Raw genomic sequence first — 20,575 nt, 5'->3', positions numbered from 1 at the left:
TATTTTTTTCTAATACAGTTATCGATCTGACTCTAGAAATTTCAAATCCATTGATCATTTTTTTGAATACTGTGAATTATCTTTATTTTTTCAAATCAATTGCATGTACAAAATAACTTCCATAGTACTACTATCATGTATGATGGGACTTTTTCTTGCAAACCCTGCATGGGCAGTAGAAGATTTCATGCTTAGTATCAATAGTCTATCAGAGTATGAAGAAGGTCAGCATTCAATGATACATGGAAAAACAATAACTTTGGATGAGGAACCTGTTTCCAAGGTTTTGATTAGCATATACTTTCCTTCTGGAATCATCAAGACCTCAACTAATTCAACAGGTCAGTTTTCAGTAACATCTCCAATTCCTGTAGAAATTGGAGAGTATGACATCGTAGTCTATGCGAAAAAAGATAACAGATACACAAGTGCAGAAATCACATACAAAGTAACAGAAAGTAAAGCAAAGAAGATTCAAGAGCCAGTTACAAAAACTCCAAAAATATCAGAGAAAAAAATAGAGTTGGATCCTTTTTCAAAGATGCTACAAGAGATTGAAAAACAAAAGAAAGACGAAATAAAAAGAGAAAAAGACAGCAAAGAAAGACAAGAAATTGAAAAAGGCAGGCAGCTTGCCAAAGAAGACCTGCAAAACGACCTGAAAGAATCCGAAAAGAGAAACGAACCTAACAGCCCTAGAAATGTTTTCTACAGATTCATACAGGAAGTAGACAGTTCAGTCAGAGCAATATTCTGGCAACAATTCTTGTTTACAGAGAAGATTTCTCAGCAGGCACATGATGCCAAAGAAGAGGCACTCAAAGATGGAAAATCGTCATTTGAAGCCATGAAAATCTTTCAGCAAGAAGCTGCTGTAACGCAAAAAGAAATCATGGATGTCAATAAGAATCTGAGCGTGAAATATGGAAATTCTACATTAGATGTCCAAAATATGTTTGATGAGAATGGAAAACTTCCTAGAGAAGACTAACATTTGAGAACAAATTTTGTTTTTTTTCACATATAATGGATCTACCAACATTACAAGTAAGCTAGTAAGCTTACTCTGAGTTATCATCAACAGTAACGTAATGACATTATGAAAACACAACAAATCTCAAACTGGGATAAAATGGTTCATGCACCATTCAAGAAAGTCGTAAAGTTTGATCTCATTTGTATGGGAATCGGAGTAATGATTGGAATGGGTGCAGGGGCTTACATTGTTGCTAGTGGGTTAATCGGCTAGCAACTCTACTCTTTTATTTTGACATTTCATTTTTGAATAGTTCTTGTTCTATTGTTGTTGGAAACTTCATGATAGGGTAATACAGTCATCAAAGATCAAGTTGTGTTCAAGCAGGTTATAGTCAACTAGATCATTGTTCATTACTATGATCAGCATTATTTAATCATGTTAAAAAATTTATTTTCAAAACTAAAATGGAAACAAGAAAAAAATTCTTATGACATAAACGTATCCCAAGATGAGAACAAGAAAACAGGAAATATGAAAAAATAAATGGCATATAGATGCAAACTTTGTAATTTCAGGTGGGATTCATGGGAAGGTAATTTTCAAAATGTGTTGGATCATGAAAAAACTCATTTGAAAGACAAAACACTCGCTACCGAAAAAATGACACAGTAAAAATTTTTGGTACCAGTAAAAGAATTTTTCCACATATCAAAATAACAGATAGGGAATCGAATCAATCAAATAATTCCCCTAGCGAGAGTTAATTTTTGAATCTTGTATTTTTGCAGTCAAGAATAACAATTAGTCATTCTAATTTTTTTATCTCCAAGGTTACAACATAATTTGGTTTTTCTGTGCTAACCGGATATGGTCTAATATCCACCAGAGTGATATTGTATGGAGAAATGTAATTCATTGTGTGGTTTGGAGTAAAATACCCCGATATTTTGTGAGTTTGGTTTTTCACATGAATCATTGCAGTTACTTGTCCTTCCCAGATGCAAGTAACATCCATGGGACATCTACTGTCTTCAGTATCGTAAAAGTATAATTCAAGATTTTCATATCGAATAGTTTGATCAAAAGGTATCTCTACCACGTAGGGATCATATGATGGTTTAATCTCAGAGGGTCTCTTAAACGGATCAATAGTTCCAAGTCCACTTATCCCTGCCAATATACTTCTGGGTTTAATTTCACATTCCTCGTTGCATTCTTCTGGAATGCTATACCAAATTGCAACAAAAACAATCGATGATGCAATTATTGCACTTACGATGATTATCAAAAGACTAGTTTTCAATCATTCAAGCTAAATTCATGATGTTCATAAGTAATTCGTATCTTTTGTAAATAGATGGTGTGAGGTAAACGGTCTGGGAATAGCCTCCAACCTATCTATCATAATTTGTACATTTCAAATTATAAAAAAGCAACACGAATGAATCATTCATCTTGTTTAAATTCAAGAATTCCAACCCACATTTGCTATGAGTTATCAATACGATGACTATAATGATGACATAGATGATGAATCAGACTATGAAGACGAGGATTAGCAGTCCTCCAATTTTCTTTTTCTCAAAACATCTTCTTCAAGGCTTGAAGATACAATCCAAATGTAGTTTATTTTAGCATGTATTTTAAAACAAAATCCTAGTCAGATTTTCAACCACTATTTTTCTAATTCAATCCATTCTTGATCAGGTTCATCCAATTGGTTCCACTTGCTTTGAATGATTTGAAATATCTTTTTTGTAATAGATTGGGGCATAGTAACATTATGCAAAATTTGTATTTAACCATGATGTAGAAATTATACTCAAAGATGTTTTTAATTAGATAACGCAATGGAGTTTAGAGAACTGAACTAACTTTCATAGATATTCGGGGTGACTTGTAAGTGTATTTCAAGGCCCCCAATTTAGATTCCACATCACGGGGATTCACCACTTTAAATCCAAGTCAAGTCATAATATTTATGAAATGACTTTGTTAGAGGAGAGAAATGAACGACGATTGTAAAAATTGTCTGCATTCAAAAGAGGATCATCATCTTGCGTTGGGTCGCATTGGTACTGGGGATTTCTTACCAGGTACATCAATGCCAAGTGGAAAATTACAATCAAAAATAGTATGCACTAAATGCTCATGTAAGAACTATGTTCCCAAAGAAGATTAAATTTTACACCAGCATTATTTCGTTAAAAATTCAATTCACAAATGTTCAAAAGTCTGGATTTTAATTTCTAAATTCCACTTATGATGATTTGAGAAAAATAAACATATCAAGTTTGTTTGATTTAGAAAATTCACTTTAATCCAAAAATTGGGTGTTCTTTTTTCAATTTAACTACAGGAAGATATGGAAATCCGTGTTGAAATATGTCGGTAAATTGTGCCGGAACTCCCTTATGTCCTGAATATTTTATGAATGCTTTGTCAGGTTCTGTGTCCAACTCTACATAATAAAAACAATAAACAGTTTCAACTAATTCTATCATCGACATGTAACCAATAATCCATTTTTTTCTATGTGGAAAACACAATAGAGTAACCTTTGGATCGTCAGGCCATTCAGGATCATATGTCAATCTAGCTAAATTTCCTAAATCCAGTACTTTGGAAGTTTTGAATTTGTTTGAGATTTTTTTGTAGGATTTTAATGGAAAAGGTAGTGAATCCAAATGAATTATCGGAGCATATTGAGAAGATGAGTCTATAGAATTGACAACTCTTGCAGTTTCTTTCCCTCCTTTTGGATCATATTCTATATACCTTCCATTTTCATAATCAGTGTAAAATGCAAGAATAGAATTTGACAGAACCAACCTGCAAGATAGAATCATCTTATTATTCAATTTATGAGCATATACCCTCAAAGGGTATTCTCTGAATGCGCAAACAAATCGCGCAAAATCCAGAAAACTATCAACCTCAACAAAATGAATCTGAACCAAATCTGATTGGTTTGTAGTTCTAAACTAATTTAATTTTCCTTTCTCATCAAAATATTTCTTATCATAATCTGTCAGGGATTAATCTAAAATCATATAATTATCGCTAGTCAATACTTACTGTGGTATCAGGAACTCAGTTGATGGAAAAGGTTTTGTTTAAAATAGCAAAACAATGGATTGCAGGCAACACAATAGATGACGCTCTAACATCTGCAAAAAATGCATATCAATCAGGAAGGCATGCAATTGTAAACAAACTAGGTGAATATCACACTTCAAAGAAACAGATCACTACAACAGTTAATGAATATCAAAAAATCATCAATTCCTTTAGAAAATGGAAAATTCGCGGAGCTGTATCAGTCAAACCTACACAGATAGGTCTTTCAATAAGTCAGAAAGAGTGTTACCGAAATTTTGAAAAAATTATTCTAAATGCACGAAATGCCCATGTTTTTGTCTGGCTTGACATGGAATCCTCAGAGCATACAGATGAGACTATAGAGATTTACAATAAATTTTTTTCAAAGTATGAGCGACTAGGAATTGCATTACAAGCAAATCTCAAAAGAACAGAGGATGATCTGATTGATTTGCTACGAATTGGGGCAAAAATTCGTCTAGTAAAAGGAGCATACAGAGAAAAAGCAAGCATATCCTTCAAATCAAAAGAAGATGTGGATAAAAATTTTGTAAAACTAATGAAGATATTATTCAAGAAAGGAAATGAGTTTGGAATAGCATCACATGATGGAAAAATAATAAAAAAGGCAGAAAATTTGTCAAAAAAATATCCAAAGAAATTTGAATTTCAAATGCTAAAAGGAATAAGAGATGAACTCAAACCAAAACTAATCAAAAAGAAATTTGTTGTATCAGATTATATTCCATATGGAGTTAATTGGTTACCATATTCAATTAGAAGGATCAAAGAAAGAAAAAGAAATATTTTGCTACTTGGAAGTTCATTGATTCAATCACAGCGGGTTTGAGTTTGACTGCGCATGAATTGCTGTAAATAATTTTCACCACCAGCTCCTTTTCCAGTAGATCCGGAATTTTTCCATCCCACAAATGGTTGACTAGAGACTAATGCTGCAGTTGTTGCACTTGCAAAACGATTTGCATACACAACACCTGCCTGAATTTTTGAGAAAAACTCTTCTAATTGTTTTTCATCATTGCTAAAAATTCCTGCAGTTAATCCATATTCTGTTTGATTTGCAAGCTTGATTGCATCATCAAGTGTATCATATCTTTGAATGCATAGAAAGGGTAAGAATAATTCCTCTTTGACAAGTTTATGGTCTTCAGGTAATTTTGTAACTATTGTTGGTTCCACAAAATATCCCTTCTCAAGTTCGGATGAATTAAGAACTATTCCACCTGTAAGAATCTCTCCGTCTTGCTTTGCAAGATTTACTGCATTTTCAAATTTTATTTTGGCATCATTATTAATTACAGGACCCAAAAACACATCCTTTTGCCAAGGCATCCCTATTCTTAGTTTCTTTGTTTTCTCAACTATCTTTGAAATGAATTGATCAGCGACATCATTGTGAACATAAACCCTAGAGCATGCACTGCATTTTTGTCCACCAAATCCAAAAGCCGCATTCATTACTCCTTCAGATGCCTTATCCAAATCGGCATTTTTGGTTACAATTGCCGGATTTTTTCCGCCCATTTCAGAAATGAAAGGCTTTGTAGTGGTTTTGGTGAACTCTTGGAAACCTTGCATTCCGACTTCTCTTGAACCTGTAAATGCTATTCCATCAACATCTTTACTTTCAATCAAAGTTTTTCCTAGAGTACTACCTGAACCCGTAACAAAATTAATTGCACCATTAGGAATTTTTGAGAACAAAAAATTTACAAAATAAAAAGATGATAACGGAGCAGTACTTGCAGGTTTTAAAACAGCAGTATTTCCAGTAATCAATGCACCAGTAGTCATCCCTATTGCAATCGCTGAAGGAAAATTAAACGGAGCAATAATACCCCATACACCATATGGTTTCATTATAGTCTGAGTTTTTTCACGAGGGTTTGGATGAGAAGTTTGTTTGTAAAATCCTTTGTTTTTTTCTAGCTGAAAGGCATAAAATCTCATAAAATCTATCGCCTCATCAACATCCCCCATTGCCTCAAAACGATTCTTACCGTTTTCAAAAGTCATTATTGCAGTCAAAAAGAATTTTCTTGAGGAAAAATAATCAGCACATTCTCTAAAAATTTCAGCTCGTTTTAGATATGATGTATTGCTCCATATTTCAAATGCATTTTTTGCACTAGATATTGCATCATTTGTATCAGAGATTGTTGCTTTTGAAAATTCACCGATAGTAATTTGTGAATCTGAAGGGGAGGTTACAAAAAAAGTTTCATCAGAATAGATTTCTTGGCCATTAATTATCAACGGATATTTTTTACCAAATTCTTTTTTTGCATCATCAACCGCTTTTTCAAATTTTTCATGAAATTCATCTGTGGTGTTTTGTGAGATTGCTCTTCCCCACGTAAATTCATTTTCAAATTCAGTCAAGATGATTCTCCTGAGGAATAAAGTACTTCAGATATTATCCTAGATGCTAAATGAGAAGTTCTGTCTTTAACATCAAAACTTGGACATACTTCCATAATGTCCATCCCAATTATTCCTTTTTCAGCAATTCTTTGCAATAAATAGACGCAATCAGTGCTGCTCAGACCCAAAGGTACAGGAACTGATACACCAGGTGCAAATGAAGGGTCTATACAATCCATATCAAAAGAGACATAGACATTTTTGCCCAATTTATTTAGAATAGAGTTTGCAATATCTTCTATTCCGTTCTTTTGAATATCAAAAGGTGTGATTACATCAAGATGGTATTTGTTGAGATTCTCCAATTCCTCTTCTTCAGGAGTACGTATTCCTATTTGAAGACTAGACTCTATTTCAATATGTGAAAGAACATCAGTAATTACAGAACCGTAATAGTTTCTGTGTGAGCTAACAAAGTCAGGATGTGCATCAAAATAAACAAGGGATATTTTCTCATTTTTGTTTGAAATAGTTTTAATAATTTCTGTAGTTATGGAATGATCACCTCCAATCGAGATTGGAATCTTTGAGGAATGAACAATTTTTTCAAATGTTTCTTTTATCTGGTTTCGGGATATGTTTCCAAGATCATGTACCCTTTTTTTGGTTCCTTTCAGGGGTCTACCAATTGAGATTTTTCCATTTCTTTCAAATGAATCACGTAAATTGGATATTTCACGAATTTTAAGTGGAGCTTCTTCAGTTCCTTTTCTTAAAGCATGAGATTGAGATTCATCAGGAATTCCAACTATAATAAATTCTGCATCATTGAAATTTTCTGTGTTAGCCCAACAAATTTTTTCCATATCTAGTCTATGAATTCATAGAATTTGTATTTTTAAAACATTGTAAAATGTACGATTTATGGATTCGAATTATTTTCAAGATAGAAAAAAGATGTATTAAAAAATAAAAAATTATTTCCCTTATCCGTTAGTTACAGGAAATATGTGGACGTGCATGCTTCCATGATTATAGATGTGGCCCATTCCTTTCAAGGGAATATCCACAGTTGTAGTTCCCGACCAACCACTACCAATTACAGCAGTGCCTACCAAATCACCTGCACCTGCAGAAATTGAGATCTTCTGATTGACGCCAGAATTTGCTACACTAAGTTCTTTGAGTGTAACTCGAAGAGTTTTTTCGTCAACAGGATCTACATTGGACACTTTTACTCCAACTACGGATGACATTGCTTTGTAGTATGGTTCACAGTAACGTGGAAGCATATCACCACCCATATGACATTGCTGGTGTATAGTTCCGGGACCATAGAAGACACCATGTCTACTTGGACCACCTCCCATCATTCCATCCATACTAGAGCTAGAGCTCGAACCAGGACTCATACCTCCTGAACTACTAGAACTGCCCATACTCATACCAGGCATCGCATCTGCTTGTGAGGAATCATAGGATAGAGCAAGTGCTCCAGAAGTAAGAACACCAGCTACAATTCCAATCAATATTCCTTTACTTATGTTCATTAATTAAAAAAAACAGCATTTTGTTATAACTTGAAAATATAATTTTCTCATCTGACTTTCAAAATTGGAAATCGTTATCGGAAATTGTCTACTTTTGTATTATATCTTAAAACAGAAATATTATTATGAAATTACAATTAGAAGATCCAAATTTTGCAAAAAATTTTGGATTCTATGCAAAACTATCAAGAAGATGTCTTGTGTGCGAGAGTCAGAAAATAGTATCAAACCAATTCGGAATAATCTGTAAGTGTTGCGGGTCTTTGTTGAGGTTTGAGTAAGAATGCCAGCAATATGTAGAGGTGTTTGTCATAAATACAAAAGCAGTGGAGTTTCAATGCAATTCAAATATCAGGAAGGTCAGAAACGATGTAGTTTTTGTGGAATTTTCATGGTGTATAATGAAACAAGATGTCCATGTTGTCATACTATACTAAGAACAAAAGCTAGGGACAAACTTTCAAAACTAAAATACAAAACAAACTACCAATAAGCACTGATTCCCATGCCATCATTCTCTACAATTTGTACATCTAATTCTTCTAAACCAAATATAACATAGATGGACTTTAGTCTATTTTGATACAAAAAATATTTTTTGCCATCATCAGTAACAACAGAGCCTGTAACTTTGAGAATTTTATTCTCTTCAAGTTCATTTACACGTCTGTATGCAGTAGTCATTGGAATGTCACATCCTTTTACAATCTCCACCACAGATTTTGGTTGCTCTATAGTGAAATTCATTATAGTCCTAGAGTATTCATCTGATAGAGCTTTTAGAATTGCTTTTCTTAAATCAGAGTCTCTTCCTAAAATTTTAAAATCAGCCATATACTGATTTTCTCTACATCATACAATATAATCTTGATTTAAAAAATGAAAAGTTCAGCAAGGCTACATTTCCGATTGAACTTGGGAGTTCCATGCTTTCATTCCGCCTTTTAGAACTTGAAAATCAATGCCTTCTTGTGCCAGTGCATAGGTGGCTATTGTTGCCCTATTTCCAGAACCGCAAATTACCACTACTGGTTTATCAGTAGGAATAGAATCCATTCCGTTTGGTTTGAATATGTCAGCCAGAGGGATGTTTACTGCACCATCAATTTTAGATTCCAGCAATTCATCAGGTTGTCTAACATCCAACAAATACAAATCTTCATCAGATGCGAGTTTTGATGCCAATTCTTCTGAATCAATCACAGTTTGAGAGCTAAAAACAAGATTGTCAGATAAATTATTCATTCCCCCATCAAGATAGAATGTCTGAATCCCCATCTCAGTCATGGTTTGAGCTGCTTTTTTTGCATCAGAACCGTCATTGTCAATCAAGACAAAATTATATCTGGAGACTACATCAGGTAACCTATTTTGAATTGTGGTAACTCTTTTTTCAAGAGTTGAAGAGTCCAGAACATCATGAGATGCACCAAACAAATGTCCTGATTGATATTCATCAGTAGTTCTGATATCTACAACTAAAACATGTTCTTTGTTTTCAAGCAATACGTTCAATGTTTCAGAAGTTACCGCAAATTTTTCAAGACTGTCAGGAGTTGAATTTTGGTCTAGAACAACTGTACCAATAATAGTAATTCCAATTATTATGGACACTATAATTCCAATGTGTTTTTGATTCATGAAACTATTTCTGTAGATATTATTATTATAGTAAAATACATTTTCCAGAAATAACTTTCAAGTGTGGAAATCGTATTTGTCTATATAAGATCAAAATGAAAAATAGTAATATGAATTTCACACATACAGTCAAAACCAAAAAAAGTATTGACAATACCATCACTGATCTTTCTGAAAATCTCAAAGAGATTGGGTTTGGTGTTTTAGAAACGCTTGATTTTAAAAAAATTCTATCAGAAAAAGGACTAGAGTTTACAGATGAATACAAACTAATGGAAGTATGTAATCCCCATCTTGCAAAACAAGTGTTAGAGGCCAATCCAGATCTTGGGTTATTGCTACCATGTACTATTGCTGTTTATCAAAAAAATAATGAGAATTTCATCAGTTTGGCAAGGCCTACATCCTTACTTTCAATGGCATCAGATGAAAATCTCAAGATTTCAGGTGAAGATATCGAAGATGGTCTAATCAAAGTCATAGAAAATACAAAATAATCAGTCAAATTATCATTTGTTAAAACAGATGAGAAGAAGCATCGAGTAGTTTAGATTTTAATATTAAAATAAAAAAATTATTTGAGATCTTGAATTTGTTTTATGATTTCATTCATCTCAAATACCATTTTTTTCTGTTCTATGATATTTCTTGACTCTAGGAATTCTTTTTGTAGATCTGAAAGGGATTCTTTGAGATCAGTTATCTGTAGAGGTTTTGGTTCAAGCACAGTTCTAGATATAGGAACTGATTGGTTTGAATCAACTTGGACTTTGGATATTTTTGCAGTACAACCATAGCATGGAGCTGCGAGATCATTTTCATATCGAGGTAATTTCCCGTTCATGTCAAAATTGGATTGAATGTCTTCTTGTGCAAGGTTGTGTTTTATGTTAAGTTCACGCACAATATTTTGCATTTCAATTTTTGGCATCTTGGCAAATTGAACATATTGCTTCATGGCATCAGAAAATGTTCCTCCCTGTTTTAGAACAGAGTCCCTTGCATCCCTTGCTAGAGATACTTTGACTTGAAGATAATCAAATTGATCCCAGAATATCCCATGATTTGTTGCATTTAGATTTGAAACATACTTTGCAAATGCGTTTCTAGGAGTAAATTCTTCATAGGACTTTTCCATTCTTTTAATTTCTTGTTTTAGAGATTCTTGGGAAATCTTTCGTTGCTCGTCGATGAGTTTTTGTTGTGCAGTACGCTTGTTTTCAGTTTCTTTTGCTTGCTGGAATTGTTTCTTTGAAAATTCTATTTTTGCAAGAATATCTTGTGAAATAGGATTTAGTAGTTCGTCGCCTTCAATTTTTTTAAATTCGGACTGGGCAAAGGCATTGGTACTAAAAACAGACATAACAATTACTGAAGCAATGATTGATGCATAGAGTAGTTTAGTCATTGAACAGAAAAATGAAAAAATTGCTTAAGAGGGATTCGTAGAAATTATTAGATTAAATCATACTGATAGTTTTAATACAAGTTTTCAAGTTATTTTTTGAATAATTTTAAAAATATCATTACAATTTTAGTTATTTAAGATATTTTGTTGCAAAAATAAAAAAATTATGGGGAAAGACCTGTTCCACTAACGTCTTTATCCCATTCATCTACCATCGGATTTTGTCTTTTTTCAAGCTCTTCCCAATATCCGTTTAACAGTCCCGAAGGAACATTAAATGTGGCAGACACAGTATCGCCGACTTGTGCACTACAATCAGGCACGACCACGTTTAGTCCAAATTGTGATTCTCCAACACAGCCGTATTCGGTTGTTGCTATCACAGTTACGTCTTCAGTAATCTCTGTAGGAATGTAGTTCCAAGGAGTCACTGTGAAGATTACAACGACTGCAAGTCCTGCAATCAGTGCAGATAAAAGCACGCGTCGCGATACTTTACCTTCGTTTTGCTTTTGATTGTACATTTTTCTTCACTTGATATAGTGTGAAACCAAGATATAACACACAGAAACAATTTCCATGTACAGTTTTCACATTTGGAAATTACCTTTGGAAAATGTCTAATTTCTTTATTACTTATTTAGCAGTAGTGGTATCATGTCTGCAGTGAATAACAAATCAGATAAAAAATCAGGTAGAGCCAACACTATGATTGTTGCAGGAGTTATTGCATTAGGAGCTGGTCTTCTTTTTGCATATTTGATGTTCTACACCTCACCAGAGCACAATATGGAGATGGTTAAAGTAATCGCAGTTACTGAAAATGGTTGTATTGGTGAAACTATGGACGGATTTGCAGTAAACATCGGTGATTGTAATGCAGAGCCAGGAAAATATGTTCAGGCACTAGTTGATCAAAAAACAAAAGAGCGTGCTGCTTTGATGAATCCAACCAATTAATTTTTTTAAATTTTCTTTTTTTATTCTTAATTTCCAAAGTTTTTTGCCACAGTAATAATTTTTGTATCTTTAGAAAAGATGGTATTATTCAAAACAAAATATTTTGAATAAATAAAATGGAGATGTTATCTCCATTATATTTTTGGATTAAATGGCAATACCAATGAATCCATTATACTTTTGTTTATGTTAACAAAAGACTTTGAATTTTCATTCCATGTATGGATATTATGCTTGGTTGCATCAATTGATGCAATTGACATCTTACTTTGAACATTAAATGAACGGTTTATCTTTTCTGTAGAGTCATTTATCATACTAATTGATGATTCTGGGAGATTGGATTTAATTCCTGTTTTTGTTGCAAATTCTCTTTGAATATCAATAATTGATGATGAAGCATTATTCCATGCTTGCACATATTCTTGGAGCAGATTAGTAGCTGCTTGGTGGAATTGTGGGATTGACTTTTCTATATTTGAATAGAAGCTGTCAACACTATCACTCCATATAGAATAGACATCTTTGTGATTGCTTGTGTTTTCTATTTTACTCATTTTTCGCACCTCCTCCTATTTGATTAAGAATGATTACTTGAATTCCTCAAGCAGGTCTTCATCTTTTTTGAAGATCCAAGAAAGACCAATCATATCCATAGCAGAAATGCTAGTTGAGAGAGGGTTTTTGGCCTCACTTTCAACCAGAATTTCCTGGCTTGGTTTTTGGTCAAATTTGTATTGAATTACAGTTGACATGGTATACTATCGTACTAGAATGATATAATATTAGCAGTTAATTTGTGGCATGCCTTTTTGAGAAATGGATAGCACACTTGAAGGAGATGACAACTCTAGATTTGATAAAAACATCAAAATCTCTCAAAGTGTGGAGTCGTAAGGATACGAAAGTCTTTGAGAGTTTTTTGATGTTAGTGTCATTATGAAAAATTACTTTATTGATTGGTGTTTGTCCAAAATATTCAATCATTTTGAATGTTGGATCATTTCTATACGAACACATCTTTTGTAATCATAGATACATTGGAAATTTTAGATTCGAAATTAATTTTAAAATAGTTATTTCAAAGAATCTGAAATTACTTTGGCATCAGTAAATTGTCTGAATTGAACAATTTTGTTTTCTTGTAATAGATATACATGTGAGAATTGTACCTCAAAATTTTTGTCCTTTATAGAAATCCCTTGATATTTTCCAATAACCATTATGTGATCCTTGAAATCTAGAAATTGCTCTGGAATGGCGTGAAATTCTTTAAAATTTGAAAGCATTTTTGGAAAATAATCCTCAAAGACTGCTTTGACACCAACATATTTTCCACCATTTGGCATATCCTCAGTAGTAATCCATTGAATTTCATCATCACATAAATCCAGATACTTTTTGTCTTTGTTTCTAAAAGAATCATAGAATTCTTTGATGATTTGTAGATTAGACACTACCAAGGAATTATTGTACAAATATTTTATTTAAATTATTCTTTGGGATTAAAACCCATTTCCCTGAGATCATTTCTTATCTCTGCTTTAATTTGGTCCAATTCCATTTTTGGAATATCAAAACTTATCATCTTTCGAATTTGGTTTAGCATTACGCGTCCTTCCTGATCATCAGATAGTTTTTGCCCTGATTCTTCAAATGTATAATATGCTTTCATAATTTCCAATCTAGGTTCCAAATCATTTCTATCAGAACTATTCATCCACTCATCAATCATTATTCGTAAATCTTGTTGTGATACTGGAGGTACAGGCTCAAAATTTAGTGAATTTACTCCTATCACCACAATCAAGATACTTATCCCCACTGCTAAAGAAATTGGAATTATTTTATTCACTGCATTCACCTACATGATTAATTGCAATATGCTCAGATGTTATCATACATGTGTTCCCATATGTTTTCCCGTCAACACCACAAATTGGAGCATATTCCAAGGTACATGCAAAGTTAGGAAAATTTATTTGCCATCCACGAGTTTGAAGCGTTTGAACAGATTGTTGCTTTACACATGCAGGAGATCCATCATTTGATTTGAAAATCAAAGTCAACTTTTCAGCACAGATTACAGAATGAGCAGGGATCCCAGCTTCGCCTTGTAGTAATGGTCTGAGATATGGTTTTTCTTGACCATTCATCACACATACTTTGCCAGGATATGCTCCAGGACCACACCTATCATCAAGTACGCAGATTTCACCCAAGGGGACAAAGCCAGGTGCACACATATTTTTGTAAGGAATATGTCTTGTGGAGGTTTTTTCTAATATGTCAATGAGAGCGTATTTTTTATTAGAAGAGTCTGCAGGAGGGTTTTCTATGTCAGTTAGTTTTACTAATATTTTGTATGAATGCCCTTGCTCAAAAGCAAACCCCTCAATTGAATCATAAAAATTCTGCCAGTCAGAAGTTTCATCTTCACGAATCTGTAAGCATTTTTGTGCCGCTATTCCTACACAATCAACAAGAGAAGGACTGATGAAAAATGTTTTTGTTTCTTCAGAAAATGATTCTGAAATAGCAATCGTGCCAATTAAAATAAATGGAATAGCAAACCAAATTGTTTTCATATTATTTCTATAGAATATTCATTTAAAGACTTTGATGAAATTTCAATTTTACTAAAAAGAAAAAACAGGATAAAAAAAATTATCCTAGTTTATAGAGATTTTTGAGAATTTGTTTTGCACTATACTCTGCCACAATCTTCTTGTATGTTTTTACTTGTTCTTTCTTTACAGAACCAAATTCATCATGAATGATTTTATGTGAACTCTGGAATGGTATTTTGTCTTTAGTTTTTACCCCATATGATTTTGCTTTGAGTTTGTCTGAATAATCAGCCTTTGTAGGTTGAGCATATGCATCAGTTAATGAGGGAGCAACAACTCCTGTAGTCAAGATTGCCATAATTGATATTGCCAATATTGATTTCATTATTTTCAAATACACCTCCTCTTAGTAAGATAAGTGAAATTTCTCACATCGTGAATGATTCCAGGCATGTTTTTTCCTCTAGTTAGAAGGGAAAGGTCGGACTCCCTTCCAACTAGAATTGCTAAACGACTTTTTGCAGATTGGCCTGGTGGGTTTTGCATTACAAGTAGATCATACAAAAAATATTTGGCTATACCGGACAGTTTGTGGCATGCCTTTTTTGTAAAACATGAAAATTAATTTAGATAAAATCAGATTAATCTAGGCATCAGCATACATTGAAACTTCCCAAGCTGTTGGGGTTTGAGCAAATGCAGTATATTCTTTGTATTTTATTTCAGCATATGCATCAAGGAAATCTTTTGTGAAAATTTCTTCTAAGAACTTTGAATCACTTGCCAATGAATCAAGTGCACCTTTCAGAGAAACAGGCAATGTTCCAATTTTGTATTCTCGTTTCTTTTCAGGAGAAAGTTTGTAAACATTTTCTTCAATAGGATCTCCAGGATCAATTTTATTTTTTATTCCATCCAATCCTGCTAACAACAATGCAGCCTCTAAAAGATAGATGTTTGCAGTAGGATCAGGTACACGATATTCTATTCTCTTGCTCTTTGATTGATTCCTATTATACATTGGAACTCTAATTGCAGTTGAACGGTTACCCAAACCCCAGCAAACATTAGTTGGTGCTTCAAAACCTGGAACAAGACGTTTGTAAGAATTTGTAGTAGGATTAGTAATTGCACACAAAGCTGATGCATGACTTAAAATTCCTCCAACATAATATCTGCCGGTTTGGCTCATTTGAGATTGCTCATCAGTTTCATCATACATTACATTTGTTTTTCCGTTCCACAGACTTTGATGAGTATGCATAGCTGATGCATTATCGCCAAAAATTGGTTTTGGCATAAAAGTTGCAACCTTGTTTTTTCTTTTTGCTTTTACTTTAACTAAATTTTTAACTGCAATGACATTGTCTGCCATTGCAATCATTTCATCATATACTAAATTGATTTCACATTGACCTGAAGTTGCAACCTCATGATGCTCTGCTTCAATCTTAATTCCAAAATAATTATACAAATCATCACAAACATCCTTTCTAAACCCTTCAAGAGTATCCTTTGGTTGTGATGGATAATATCCTTCTTTGAGGTCAATTGCAGTACTTACATTCCCTTTAGCCCAAGGGGATTCTTTGGATTCGATTGAATATCCAGAGCCTCCATAGGCATGAGTTGCAGCATATGGTGACGGATAGACATTAATCGTATCAAAGACAAAAAATTCAATTTCAGGGCCCCAATTAGTATGAGTCAGTCCAAATTCAGACAGTTTTTCTGATGCTTTACTTGCAATACCTCTAGAATCTCGATTGAATCTCGATTCCTTTCTGGTGCTACCATCATACAAATCACAGAATATTCGAGCATTTTTCCTATTACCAGGATCATAATCATTTGGAAGAATTTTAAACGAATTTGGATCAGGTAATAAAATCATATCAGAGTGATTTACGGATTTGAATCCAACAATGGAGCTTGCATCTAGTTTTTCAAGACCATTAACAAAACTATCCTTGTCAATTGCATAACTTGGCATTCCAACATTATGTAATTCACCGAAAATATCTACAAACCAAAAATCAATGAACGATATATTTTCATTTTTAATAGTTTGCAGTACCTGTTCTGAATCCAATTAGATATTTTTGAAAACTAATTTACTAATGTGGTCTTGTAAGTGAGAGTTGTCAAGTTAGTCAGGTAATTTCAGAAAGATCAATTTTTTTTGCTAATCTTCAAGAAAATATCATTATTTTTAGTACTATATGCTAAAATTTAATTAAAATTTTCAAGTCATTATTAACAAAAAAATAGTCAAAATAGATGCAGCGATCAAAAATTAATTTTCACTCATTTGGCTAAATCCAAATTTCTAGTTAAAAAACATGAAAAAATCAACAAATCAAACAATAGAAAATCCAATACAAGAAAATCCAATTCAAGAGAGACCAATTCAACAAAGATTGAAGCATGCAAGCTGTATTACAGTAGAGTCTGCTATCAGAAACAAAGTAAACCTGAATATTTCATGGTATGATGTTCACGGGGATGAGCAAAGTCAACAATATTCATTAGCTGCAGGTACAGTAATAGAATTATAAAATAAAATACTTTTTCTTTTCATTTTTTTTTTGAAAACTTTTAGATTTGTAACTAGACAAGATTGATACTATTTCTAGTACTTTATAGATGAAAAGTAGGTTTATGAGGTTTGTACCATAACTGATTTTTTAAGAGGAGGGTTATTCTTGAAATAGCTTGCAGTGTAGAGGATTTTGTCTCCTTCAGGCATAGGATTTGCACAGTTTCCACAGAGAGGCAATGTTACTTCTGCATCAAAATCAATCTCCCCGATTACAAATTTACATTTGTGGCAAATTACAGATTTTGTGTCATAGATATTCATTTTTTTGTCATCTCAATGGGCATTTGGATTAGAATACTATCACCATATTTTGCATCAACTGATGTTTCATAGTTTTTACATGAATTTGCCAACTGTAATTTATTATATTTTACAACTTTGGAGCCAAGATCAGAGATTATGGAGAAAGTTGGAGTTGGAACATGCTCTTGTCCAACACATGTTTTGAATTGAACATAATAGCTATCACCAGATGTTTTTGCAAGATATTGTATTTTAATTGAATTAACATTAGGATTTTTTGGAGAATCACCATATGCAGATACAGAAAATAAAGAGACAAGCAGCACTGCACCTAAAAGCAGTCCAAGTTTTTTATTTTCAGAGTTTGATTTTTTCATTTTATTCCTTTTTGGTGAAACGTAAAGAGGCAACTATCAGGATCGAGGAGATCCAATAGATATGTCAGCCTCTTACGTTATCGCCATACAGGTTAGCACGAATCATTATATCAAAATATTTTTCAAGCTGTGGCATGCCTTAGATATTCTAATCATGCAACATGGGATATTGGAGGTTTGAAATTAAAATCAACTAGCTGGCATGTTGAATGAATCTGCTCATCTGATTCGGTGAGACAAGTTTTACATTCAAATTTGATTGCCTGTGAACAAATAGAACATTTTTGCTTGATCTCTTGAGTGGAACCACATTTTCTACAACAATCAATTCTTATTGAATTTTGCATCTAAAGCACCACAGACAAAACAATTACAGAAATTCCAGCAATAGCATAAAAGGCATAGAATGCCTTTTTGTTTCTTGGAATCATTAATTTTGGTTTTTGGTTATTTTTTATCATTGTAATACCTCCTTTGGATAAACAGCGAGACACCTGTGAAAAAACTCACAGGCTTTTACTGGTCTAGGGTAATATTGTTCTCGCATGGTATTGATACACAATTTTTATGCTTATACCTTAGTCAGCTATTCAGCTTACCGGTAATCAATTAAATTTACCAGAATCTATGAACAACTTTTTCCATAACATAATCATGAAAATACAACAAATCTCAACCTGGGATAAAATGGTTCATGCCCCTTTCAAAAAGGTCGTAAAATTCGATCTTCTCTGCATGGGTATCGGCGCAGTAATTGGAATGGGTGCAGGTGCCTATCTTGTTGCTAGCGGTTTAATTGGCTAGCAACAAACTTTTTTTTTATAGTTAACAATTATGAAAAACATCATGGAATTCCAAACTATAGAGGCATCATACACATCAAAAGAAGGTTGTAGATTAGTATGGAAAGGTGTAGATGAAGACGATACAGATGTTGTAATTTTAAATAAAAACGAATTAGAAAATCTAGTCGAAATTTTGAAAAAAAATTCTACTGGAGAAGTAGAGCTAGAAGACCAAACAAGCATAATCAGAGTGAATTCAGATGTAACTCAGTTTATGCTAACTAATCATCCGTTGTTAGAGGTGAAGACCAGCATAATTCAAGACAGAGTTTTAGAATATGCCAAAGTTCCTCATGAGCCTCAGTACGTCTACATTGGAACAAAGGAATTCTACCCTTCGGTTTGGATTAGAGATGATAAAAAAACTCAGCAAGAGACATCCAAAAAAGATTCAAAAAAATCACTGATTGAGGCAATTCTTTCATCAGAGCCAGAGAAGATAAGACAGGATCTTTCACCTACTGATATATTCAGAGTTTTTTCCACAAGGCGTTCAACAAGAAAATTTGAAAAAACCAAAGTAGAAGATTGGAAGATTGACAAGATATTATCAGCTGCTGATGTTGCCCCAACAGCAGGGAACTTTCAAGGATTTCAAGTATATCTAATCAAAAATAAAAAAACAAAAGAAGCGCTTGTGGAGGCTGCAAATAAACAGCCGTATGTTGATGCGCCTGTAGTACTGGTCTTTTGTACTGAACCATCAAGAGTAAAGCTAAAGTTTCCTCCCGAAATATTAGAGAAGTTCTCATTACAAGATGCAACAATTGCAGCTGCATTTTCCCTCTTAGCTGCATCAGGGGTAGGATTAAGCACGATATGGATTGGAATGTTTGATGAGGAAAAAGTCAAGAGAATTCTAGGTACGGAATTGAGGCCATCATCAATTCTGTGTATTGGATATCCCGACAAGAAAAAACCACCAAAATCAAGAAGGAAACTCAAAGATCTTATCAAAGTGATAGAATAGTTTCCTGTAATGATTTTTATCCAGTATTGAGTAGTATTATCGATGAGTGATCTATTTGATGAAACTGCAAACTATGTGTTGGATTTGGCAAGCCCACAGAGAATGCAAATTTTATTCAAGTTATTAGAAAAAAATTCTACCCCCACCTCATTGGCAAAAGAAATCGATGCAACAAAACAAGAAGTCCATCGAAATTTTACTAGACTAGAACAGAGTGGATTGATTGAAAAGAAAACTGATGGCAAGTATACATTAACGACATTTGGTAAAATTGTGTGCACACAAGTTCCATCACTTGTGTTTATTTCACAAAATAGAAAATATTTCGAGGATCATTATTTTGGCAATATTCCACACAAATTTCAAATGCGTTGCGGTCAATTAGCTAACGGTCAATACATCAAAGGCATATCAAAAGTACTTGAGCAGTGGAAAAATGTTTACAAAAATTCCAACGAATACATCTATGAGGTTTTGTCTGAAGTTCCACTTGACTTGATAGAACCTCTAGTAAAGCAAGTCAAGAAAGGAGTCAAATTCAACTACATATTTTCAGAGTCAGCTGTAGTCCCAAAAGGACGAAAAGCATTACTCAAAAAACTTGGATTTGACAAATTAGTTGAAAAGGGACTAATCGAAAGAAAGATGGAAAAAAATGTTCAAACTGTTTTAATTCTCAATGAGAAAGAGGCATGTATTATGTTCCCAACACTTGATGGGGAATCAGATCTTACTGAAATGTTTTATTCAGACGACTTGATGTTTCATGAATGGTGTCTAGATTATTTCAGGTACTGCTGGTATGGCTCTGACATCTTTAAAGAAAGCAAGCTAAAAGAGTAATTCGCGTATATTTTTATTTTAGAATTTTTAAGAAACTCTATGAATGGGACTAGTTGTGATAATTGCTTTACAGGTTATCGCCCAGGTCAGTTGATTTCTT

31 protein-coding genes are annotated in these 20,575 nt (G+C 33.3%); 11 read left to right on the top strand and 20 right to left on the bottom strand.

What is annotated here, in order from left to right:
- Nucleotides 1-103 precede the first annotated feature (103 nt).
- Both NADRNF5_RS02680 and NADRNF5_RS11275 read left to right on the top strand, forming a co-directional pair.
- Nucleotides 104-991 carry a hypothetical protein gene (locus NADRNF5_RS02680; RefSeq protein ID WP_160289375.1) on the top strand — a complete coding sequence of 296 codons (888 nt, stop codon included), beginning with the start codon at nucleotides 104-106 and terminating at the stop codon, nucleotides 989-991.
- A gap of 108 nt (nucleotides 992-1,099) precedes the next feature.
- Complete coding sequence (locus NADRNF5_RS11275) at nucleotides 1,100-1,249, top strand: hypothetical protein (protein WP_192828349.1); 150 nt, start codon at nucleotides 1,100-1,102, stop codon at nucleotides 1,247-1,249.
- 535 nt (nucleotides 1,250-1,784) lie between these two features.
- Here the strand turns inward: NADRNF5_RS11275 and NADRNF5_RS02675 are convergent.
- Nucleotides 1,785-2,282, bottom strand: coding sequence for a hypothetical protein (locus tag NADRNF5_RS02675; protein WP_148313036.1), 498 nt, complete (start codon nucleotides 2,280-2,282; stop codon nucleotides 1,785-1,787).
- Nucleotides 2,283-2,987: 705 nt separating this feature from the next.
- Here NADRNF5_RS02675 and NADRNF5_RS11075 point away from each other — a divergent pair.
- Nucleotides 2,988-3,161: a hypothetical protein gene (locus NADRNF5_RS11075; protein WP_160289374.1), complete on the top strand. Its 174-nt coding sequence runs from the start codon at nucleotides 2,988-2,990 to the stop codon at nucleotides 3,159-3,161.
- A gap of 130 nt (nucleotides 3,162-3,291) precedes the next feature.
- On the opposite strand, the gene NADRNF5_RS02670 is transcribed toward NADRNF5_RS11075, so the two are convergent.
- On the bottom strand, nucleotides 3,292-3,840 hold the full coding sequence (locus tag NADRNF5_RS02670) for a hypothetical protein (protein ID WP_237089319.1): 549 nt from the start codon (nucleotides 3,838-3,840) through the stop codon (nucleotides 3,292-3,294).
- A gap of 218 nt (nucleotides 3,841-4,058) precedes the next feature.
- Between NADRNF5_RS02670 and NADRNF5_RS02665 the strand changes: the two genes are divergently transcribed.
- Nucleotides 4,059-4,931, top strand: coding sequence for a proline dehydrogenase family protein (locus NADRNF5_RS02665; protein WP_237089318.1), 873 nt, complete (start codon nucleotides 4,059-4,061; stop codon nucleotides 4,929-4,931).
- On the opposite strand, the gene NADRNF5_RS02660 is transcribed toward NADRNF5_RS02665, so the two are convergent.
- From NADRNF5_RS02660 to NADRNF5_RS02650, 3 genes are all read right to left on the bottom strand, one after another.
- The gene (locus NADRNF5_RS02660; RefSeq protein ID WP_048115452.1) at nucleotides 4,913-6,484 is read right to left on the bottom strand and encodes an aldehyde dehydrogenase family protein; all 1,572 of its coding nucleotides are present in this window, start codon (nucleotides 6,482-6,484) and stop codon (nucleotides 4,913-4,915) included. The two genes, NADRNF5_RS02665 and NADRNF5_RS02660, sit on opposite strands and share 19 nt — an antisense overlap.
- Nucleotides 6,481-7,332 (bottom strand): agmatinase, encoded by an 852-nt coding sequence (gene speB, locus NADRNF5_RS02655; protein ID WP_048115449.1) that lies wholly within the window; start codon nucleotides 7,330-7,332, stop codon nucleotides 6,481-6,483. The genes NADRNF5_RS02660 and speB overlap by 4 nt, the downstream gene beginning before the upstream one ends.
- 120 nt (nucleotides 7,333-7,452) lie before the next feature.
- Entirely contained in the window at nucleotides 7,453-8,016 is a 564-nt protein-coding gene (locus NADRNF5_RS02650; protein ID WP_048115446.1) for a hypothetical protein, read from the bottom strand.
- Nucleotides 8,017-8,299: 283 nt separating this feature from the next.
- On the opposite strand from NADRNF5_RS02650, the gene NADRNF5_RS10845 reads away from it, so the two are divergent.
- Nucleotides 8,300-8,509, top strand: a complete 210-nt coding sequence (locus NADRNF5_RS10845; protein WP_082051967.1) for a hypothetical protein — start codon at nucleotides 8,300-8,302, stop codon at nucleotides 8,507-8,509.
- On the opposite strand, the gene NADRNF5_RS02645 is transcribed toward NADRNF5_RS10845, so the two are convergent.
- Both NADRNF5_RS02645 and NADRNF5_RS10645 read right to left on the bottom strand, forming a co-directional pair.
- A complete protein-coding gene (locus tag NADRNF5_RS02645; protein WP_048115443.1) occupies nucleotides 8,500-8,850 on the bottom strand; it encodes a winged helix-turn-helix domain-containing protein in 351 nt (116 codons plus the stop codon). The genes NADRNF5_RS10845 and NADRNF5_RS02645 overlap by 10 nt on opposite strands.
- 63 nt (nucleotides 8,851-8,913) lie before the next feature.
- A complete protein-coding gene (locus NADRNF5_RS10645) occupies nucleotides 8,914-9,657 on the bottom strand; it encodes a rhodanese-like domain-containing protein (RefSeq protein WP_052661859.1) in 744 nt (247 codons plus the stop codon).
- 95 nt (nucleotides 9,658-9,752) lie between these two features.
- On the opposite strand from NADRNF5_RS10645, the gene NADRNF5_RS02635 reads away from it, so the two are divergent.
- Entirely contained in the window at nucleotides 9,753-10,154 is a 402-nt protein-coding gene (locus NADRNF5_RS02635) for a DUF302 domain-containing protein (protein WP_237089317.1), read from the top strand.
- 77 nt (nucleotides 10,155-10,231) lie between these two features.
- Here the strand turns inward: NADRNF5_RS02635 and NADRNF5_RS02630 are convergent, their stop codons facing one another.
- Both NADRNF5_RS02630 and NADRNF5_RS02625 read right to left on the bottom strand, forming a co-directional pair.
- On the bottom strand, nucleotides 10,232-11,065 hold the full coding sequence (locus NADRNF5_RS02630) for a hypothetical protein (RefSeq protein ID WP_237089316.1): 834 nt from the start codon (nucleotides 11,063-11,065) through the stop codon (nucleotides 10,232-10,234).
- A gap of 164 nt (nucleotides 11,066-11,229) precedes the next feature.
- Nucleotides 11,230-11,589 (bottom strand): hypothetical protein, encoded by a 360-nt coding sequence (locus NADRNF5_RS02625; protein WP_048115438.1) that lies wholly within the window; start codon nucleotides 11,587-11,589, stop codon nucleotides 11,230-11,232.
- Nucleotides 11,590-11,722: 133 nt separating this feature from the next.
- Here NADRNF5_RS02625 and NADRNF5_RS02620 point away from each other — a divergent pair, with 133 nt between their 5' ends.
- Nucleotides 11,723-12,025, top strand: a complete 303-nt coding sequence (locus tag NADRNF5_RS02620; protein ID WP_048115435.1) for a hypothetical protein — start codon at nucleotides 11,723-11,725, stop codon at nucleotides 12,023-12,025.
- Between the two features lie 134 nt (nucleotides 12,026-12,159).
- Here NADRNF5_RS02620 and NADRNF5_RS02615 read toward each other — a convergent pair whose 3' ends face one another.
- The 8 genes from NADRNF5_RS02615 to glnA all read right to left on the bottom strand — a co-directional run bounded on the left by NADRNF5_RS02615 (nucleotide 12,160) and on the right by glnA (nucleotide 16,687).
- Nucleotides 12,160-12,582: a hypothetical protein gene (locus NADRNF5_RS02615; RefSeq protein WP_048115432.1), complete on the bottom strand. Its 423-nt coding sequence runs from the start codon at nucleotides 12,580-12,582 to the stop codon at nucleotides 12,160-12,162.
- 33 nt (nucleotides 12,583-12,615) lie between these two features.
- On the bottom strand, nucleotides 12,616-12,780 hold the full coding sequence (locus NADRNF5_RS11270; RefSeq protein WP_192828348.1) for a hypothetical protein: 165 nt from the start codon (nucleotides 12,778-12,780) through the stop codon (nucleotides 12,616-12,618).
- 321 nt (nucleotides 12,781-13,101) lie between these two features.
- Entirely contained in the window at nucleotides 13,102-13,482 is a 381-nt protein-coding gene (locus NADRNF5_RS02605) for a nuclear transport factor 2 family protein (protein ID WP_048118846.1), read from the bottom strand.
- A gap of 35 nt (nucleotides 13,483-13,517) precedes the next feature.
- Entirely contained in the window at nucleotides 13,518-13,880 is a 363-nt protein-coding gene (locus NADRNF5_RS02600) for a hypothetical protein (protein WP_048118841.1), read from the bottom strand.
- Entirely contained in the window at nucleotides 13,873-14,613 is a 741-nt protein-coding gene (locus tag NADRNF5_RS02595) for a DUF4377 domain-containing protein (protein WP_048118839.1), read from the bottom strand. The genes NADRNF5_RS02600 and NADRNF5_RS02595 overlap by 8 nt, the downstream gene beginning before the upstream one ends.
- Nucleotides 14,614-14,692: 79 nt before the next feature.
- Complete coding sequence (locus NADRNF5_RS02590; protein ID WP_048115428.1) at nucleotides 14,693-14,980, bottom strand: hypothetical protein; 288 nt, start codon at nucleotides 14,978-14,980, stop codon at nucleotides 14,693-14,695.
- Between the two features lie 5 nt (nucleotides 14,981-14,985).
- Nucleotides 14,986-15,159, bottom strand: coding sequence for a hypothetical protein (locus NADRNF5_RS11070; RefSeq protein ID WP_160289373.1), 174 nt, complete (start codon nucleotides 15,157-15,159; stop codon nucleotides 14,986-14,988).
- 82 nt (nucleotides 15,160-15,241) lie between these two features.
- Nucleotides 15,242-16,687, bottom strand: a complete 1,446-nt coding sequence (glnA, locus tag NADRNF5_RS02580) for a type I glutamate--ammonia ligase (protein ID WP_048115423.1) — start codon at nucleotides 16,685-16,687, stop codon at nucleotides 15,242-15,244.
- Between the two features lie 250 nt (nucleotides 16,688-16,937).
- Here glnA and NADRNF5_RS02575 point away from each other — a divergent pair, with 250 nt between their 5' ends.
- On the top strand, nucleotides 16,938-17,153 hold the full coding sequence (locus NADRNF5_RS02575; RefSeq protein ID WP_048115412.1) for a hypothetical protein: 216 nt from the start codon (nucleotides 16,938-16,940) through the stop codon (nucleotides 17,151-17,153).
- Nucleotides 17,154-17,254: 101 nt separating this feature from the next.
- Here NADRNF5_RS02575 and NADRNF5_RS02570 read toward each other — a convergent pair whose 3' ends face one another.
- The 3 genes from NADRNF5_RS02570 to NADRNF5_RS02560 all read right to left on the bottom strand — a co-directional run bounded on the left by NADRNF5_RS02570 (nucleotide 17,255) and on the right by NADRNF5_RS02560 (nucleotide 18,164).
- On the bottom strand, nucleotides 17,255-17,458 hold the full coding sequence (locus tag NADRNF5_RS02570) for a hypothetical protein (protein ID WP_048115407.1): 204 nt from the start codon (nucleotides 17,456-17,458) through the stop codon (nucleotides 17,255-17,257).
- Entirely contained in the window at nucleotides 17,455-17,817 is a 363-nt protein-coding gene (locus NADRNF5_RS02565) for a hypothetical protein (protein ID WP_048115404.1), read from the bottom strand. Before NADRNF5_RS02565 ends, NADRNF5_RS02570 begins: the two co-directional genes overlap by 4 nt.
- Before the next feature lie 152 nt (nucleotides 17,818-17,969).
- On the bottom strand, nucleotides 17,970-18,164 hold the full coding sequence (locus NADRNF5_RS02560) for a hypothetical protein (RefSeq protein ID WP_237089315.1): 195 nt from the start codon (nucleotides 18,162-18,164) through the stop codon (nucleotides 17,970-17,972).
- A gap of 307 nt (nucleotides 18,165-18,471) precedes the next feature.
- On the opposite strand from NADRNF5_RS02560, the gene NADRNF5_RS11265 reads away from it, so the two are divergent.
- Genes NADRNF5_RS11265 through NADRNF5_RS02550 form a run of 3 tightly spaced genes read left to right on the top strand, consistent with a single transcriptional unit; the run spans nucleotide 18,472 to nucleotide 20,475 of the window.
- A complete protein-coding gene (locus NADRNF5_RS11265) occupies nucleotides 18,472-18,621 on the top strand; it encodes a hypothetical protein (protein WP_192828347.1) in 150 nt (49 codons plus the stop codon).
- A gap of 42 nt (nucleotides 18,622-18,663) precedes the next feature.
- Nucleotides 18,664-19,632 carry a nitroreductase family protein gene (locus NADRNF5_RS02555; RefSeq protein ID WP_048115401.1) on the top strand — a complete coding sequence of 323 codons (969 nt, stop codon included), beginning with the start codon at nucleotides 18,664-18,666 and terminating at the stop codon, nucleotides 19,630-19,632.
- Nucleotides 19,633-19,674: 42 nt separating this feature from the next.
- On the top strand, nucleotides 19,675-20,475 hold the full coding sequence (locus NADRNF5_RS02550) for a helix-turn-helix transcriptional regulator (RefSeq protein WP_048115397.1): 801 nt from the start codon (nucleotides 19,675-19,677) through the stop codon (nucleotides 20,473-20,475).
- Nucleotides 20,476-20,575 lie beyond the last annotated feature (100 nt).

It is taken from the genome of Nitrosopumilus adriaticus (assembly GCF_000956175.1).
Taxonomy (GTDB): domain Archaea; phylum Thermoproteota; class Nitrososphaeria; order Nitrososphaerales; family Nitrosopumilaceae; genus Nitrosopumilus; species Nitrosopumilus adriaticus.
Note: the sequence above shows the minus strand (reverse complement) of the source record. Positions and strands in the feature narration are given on the sequence as shown.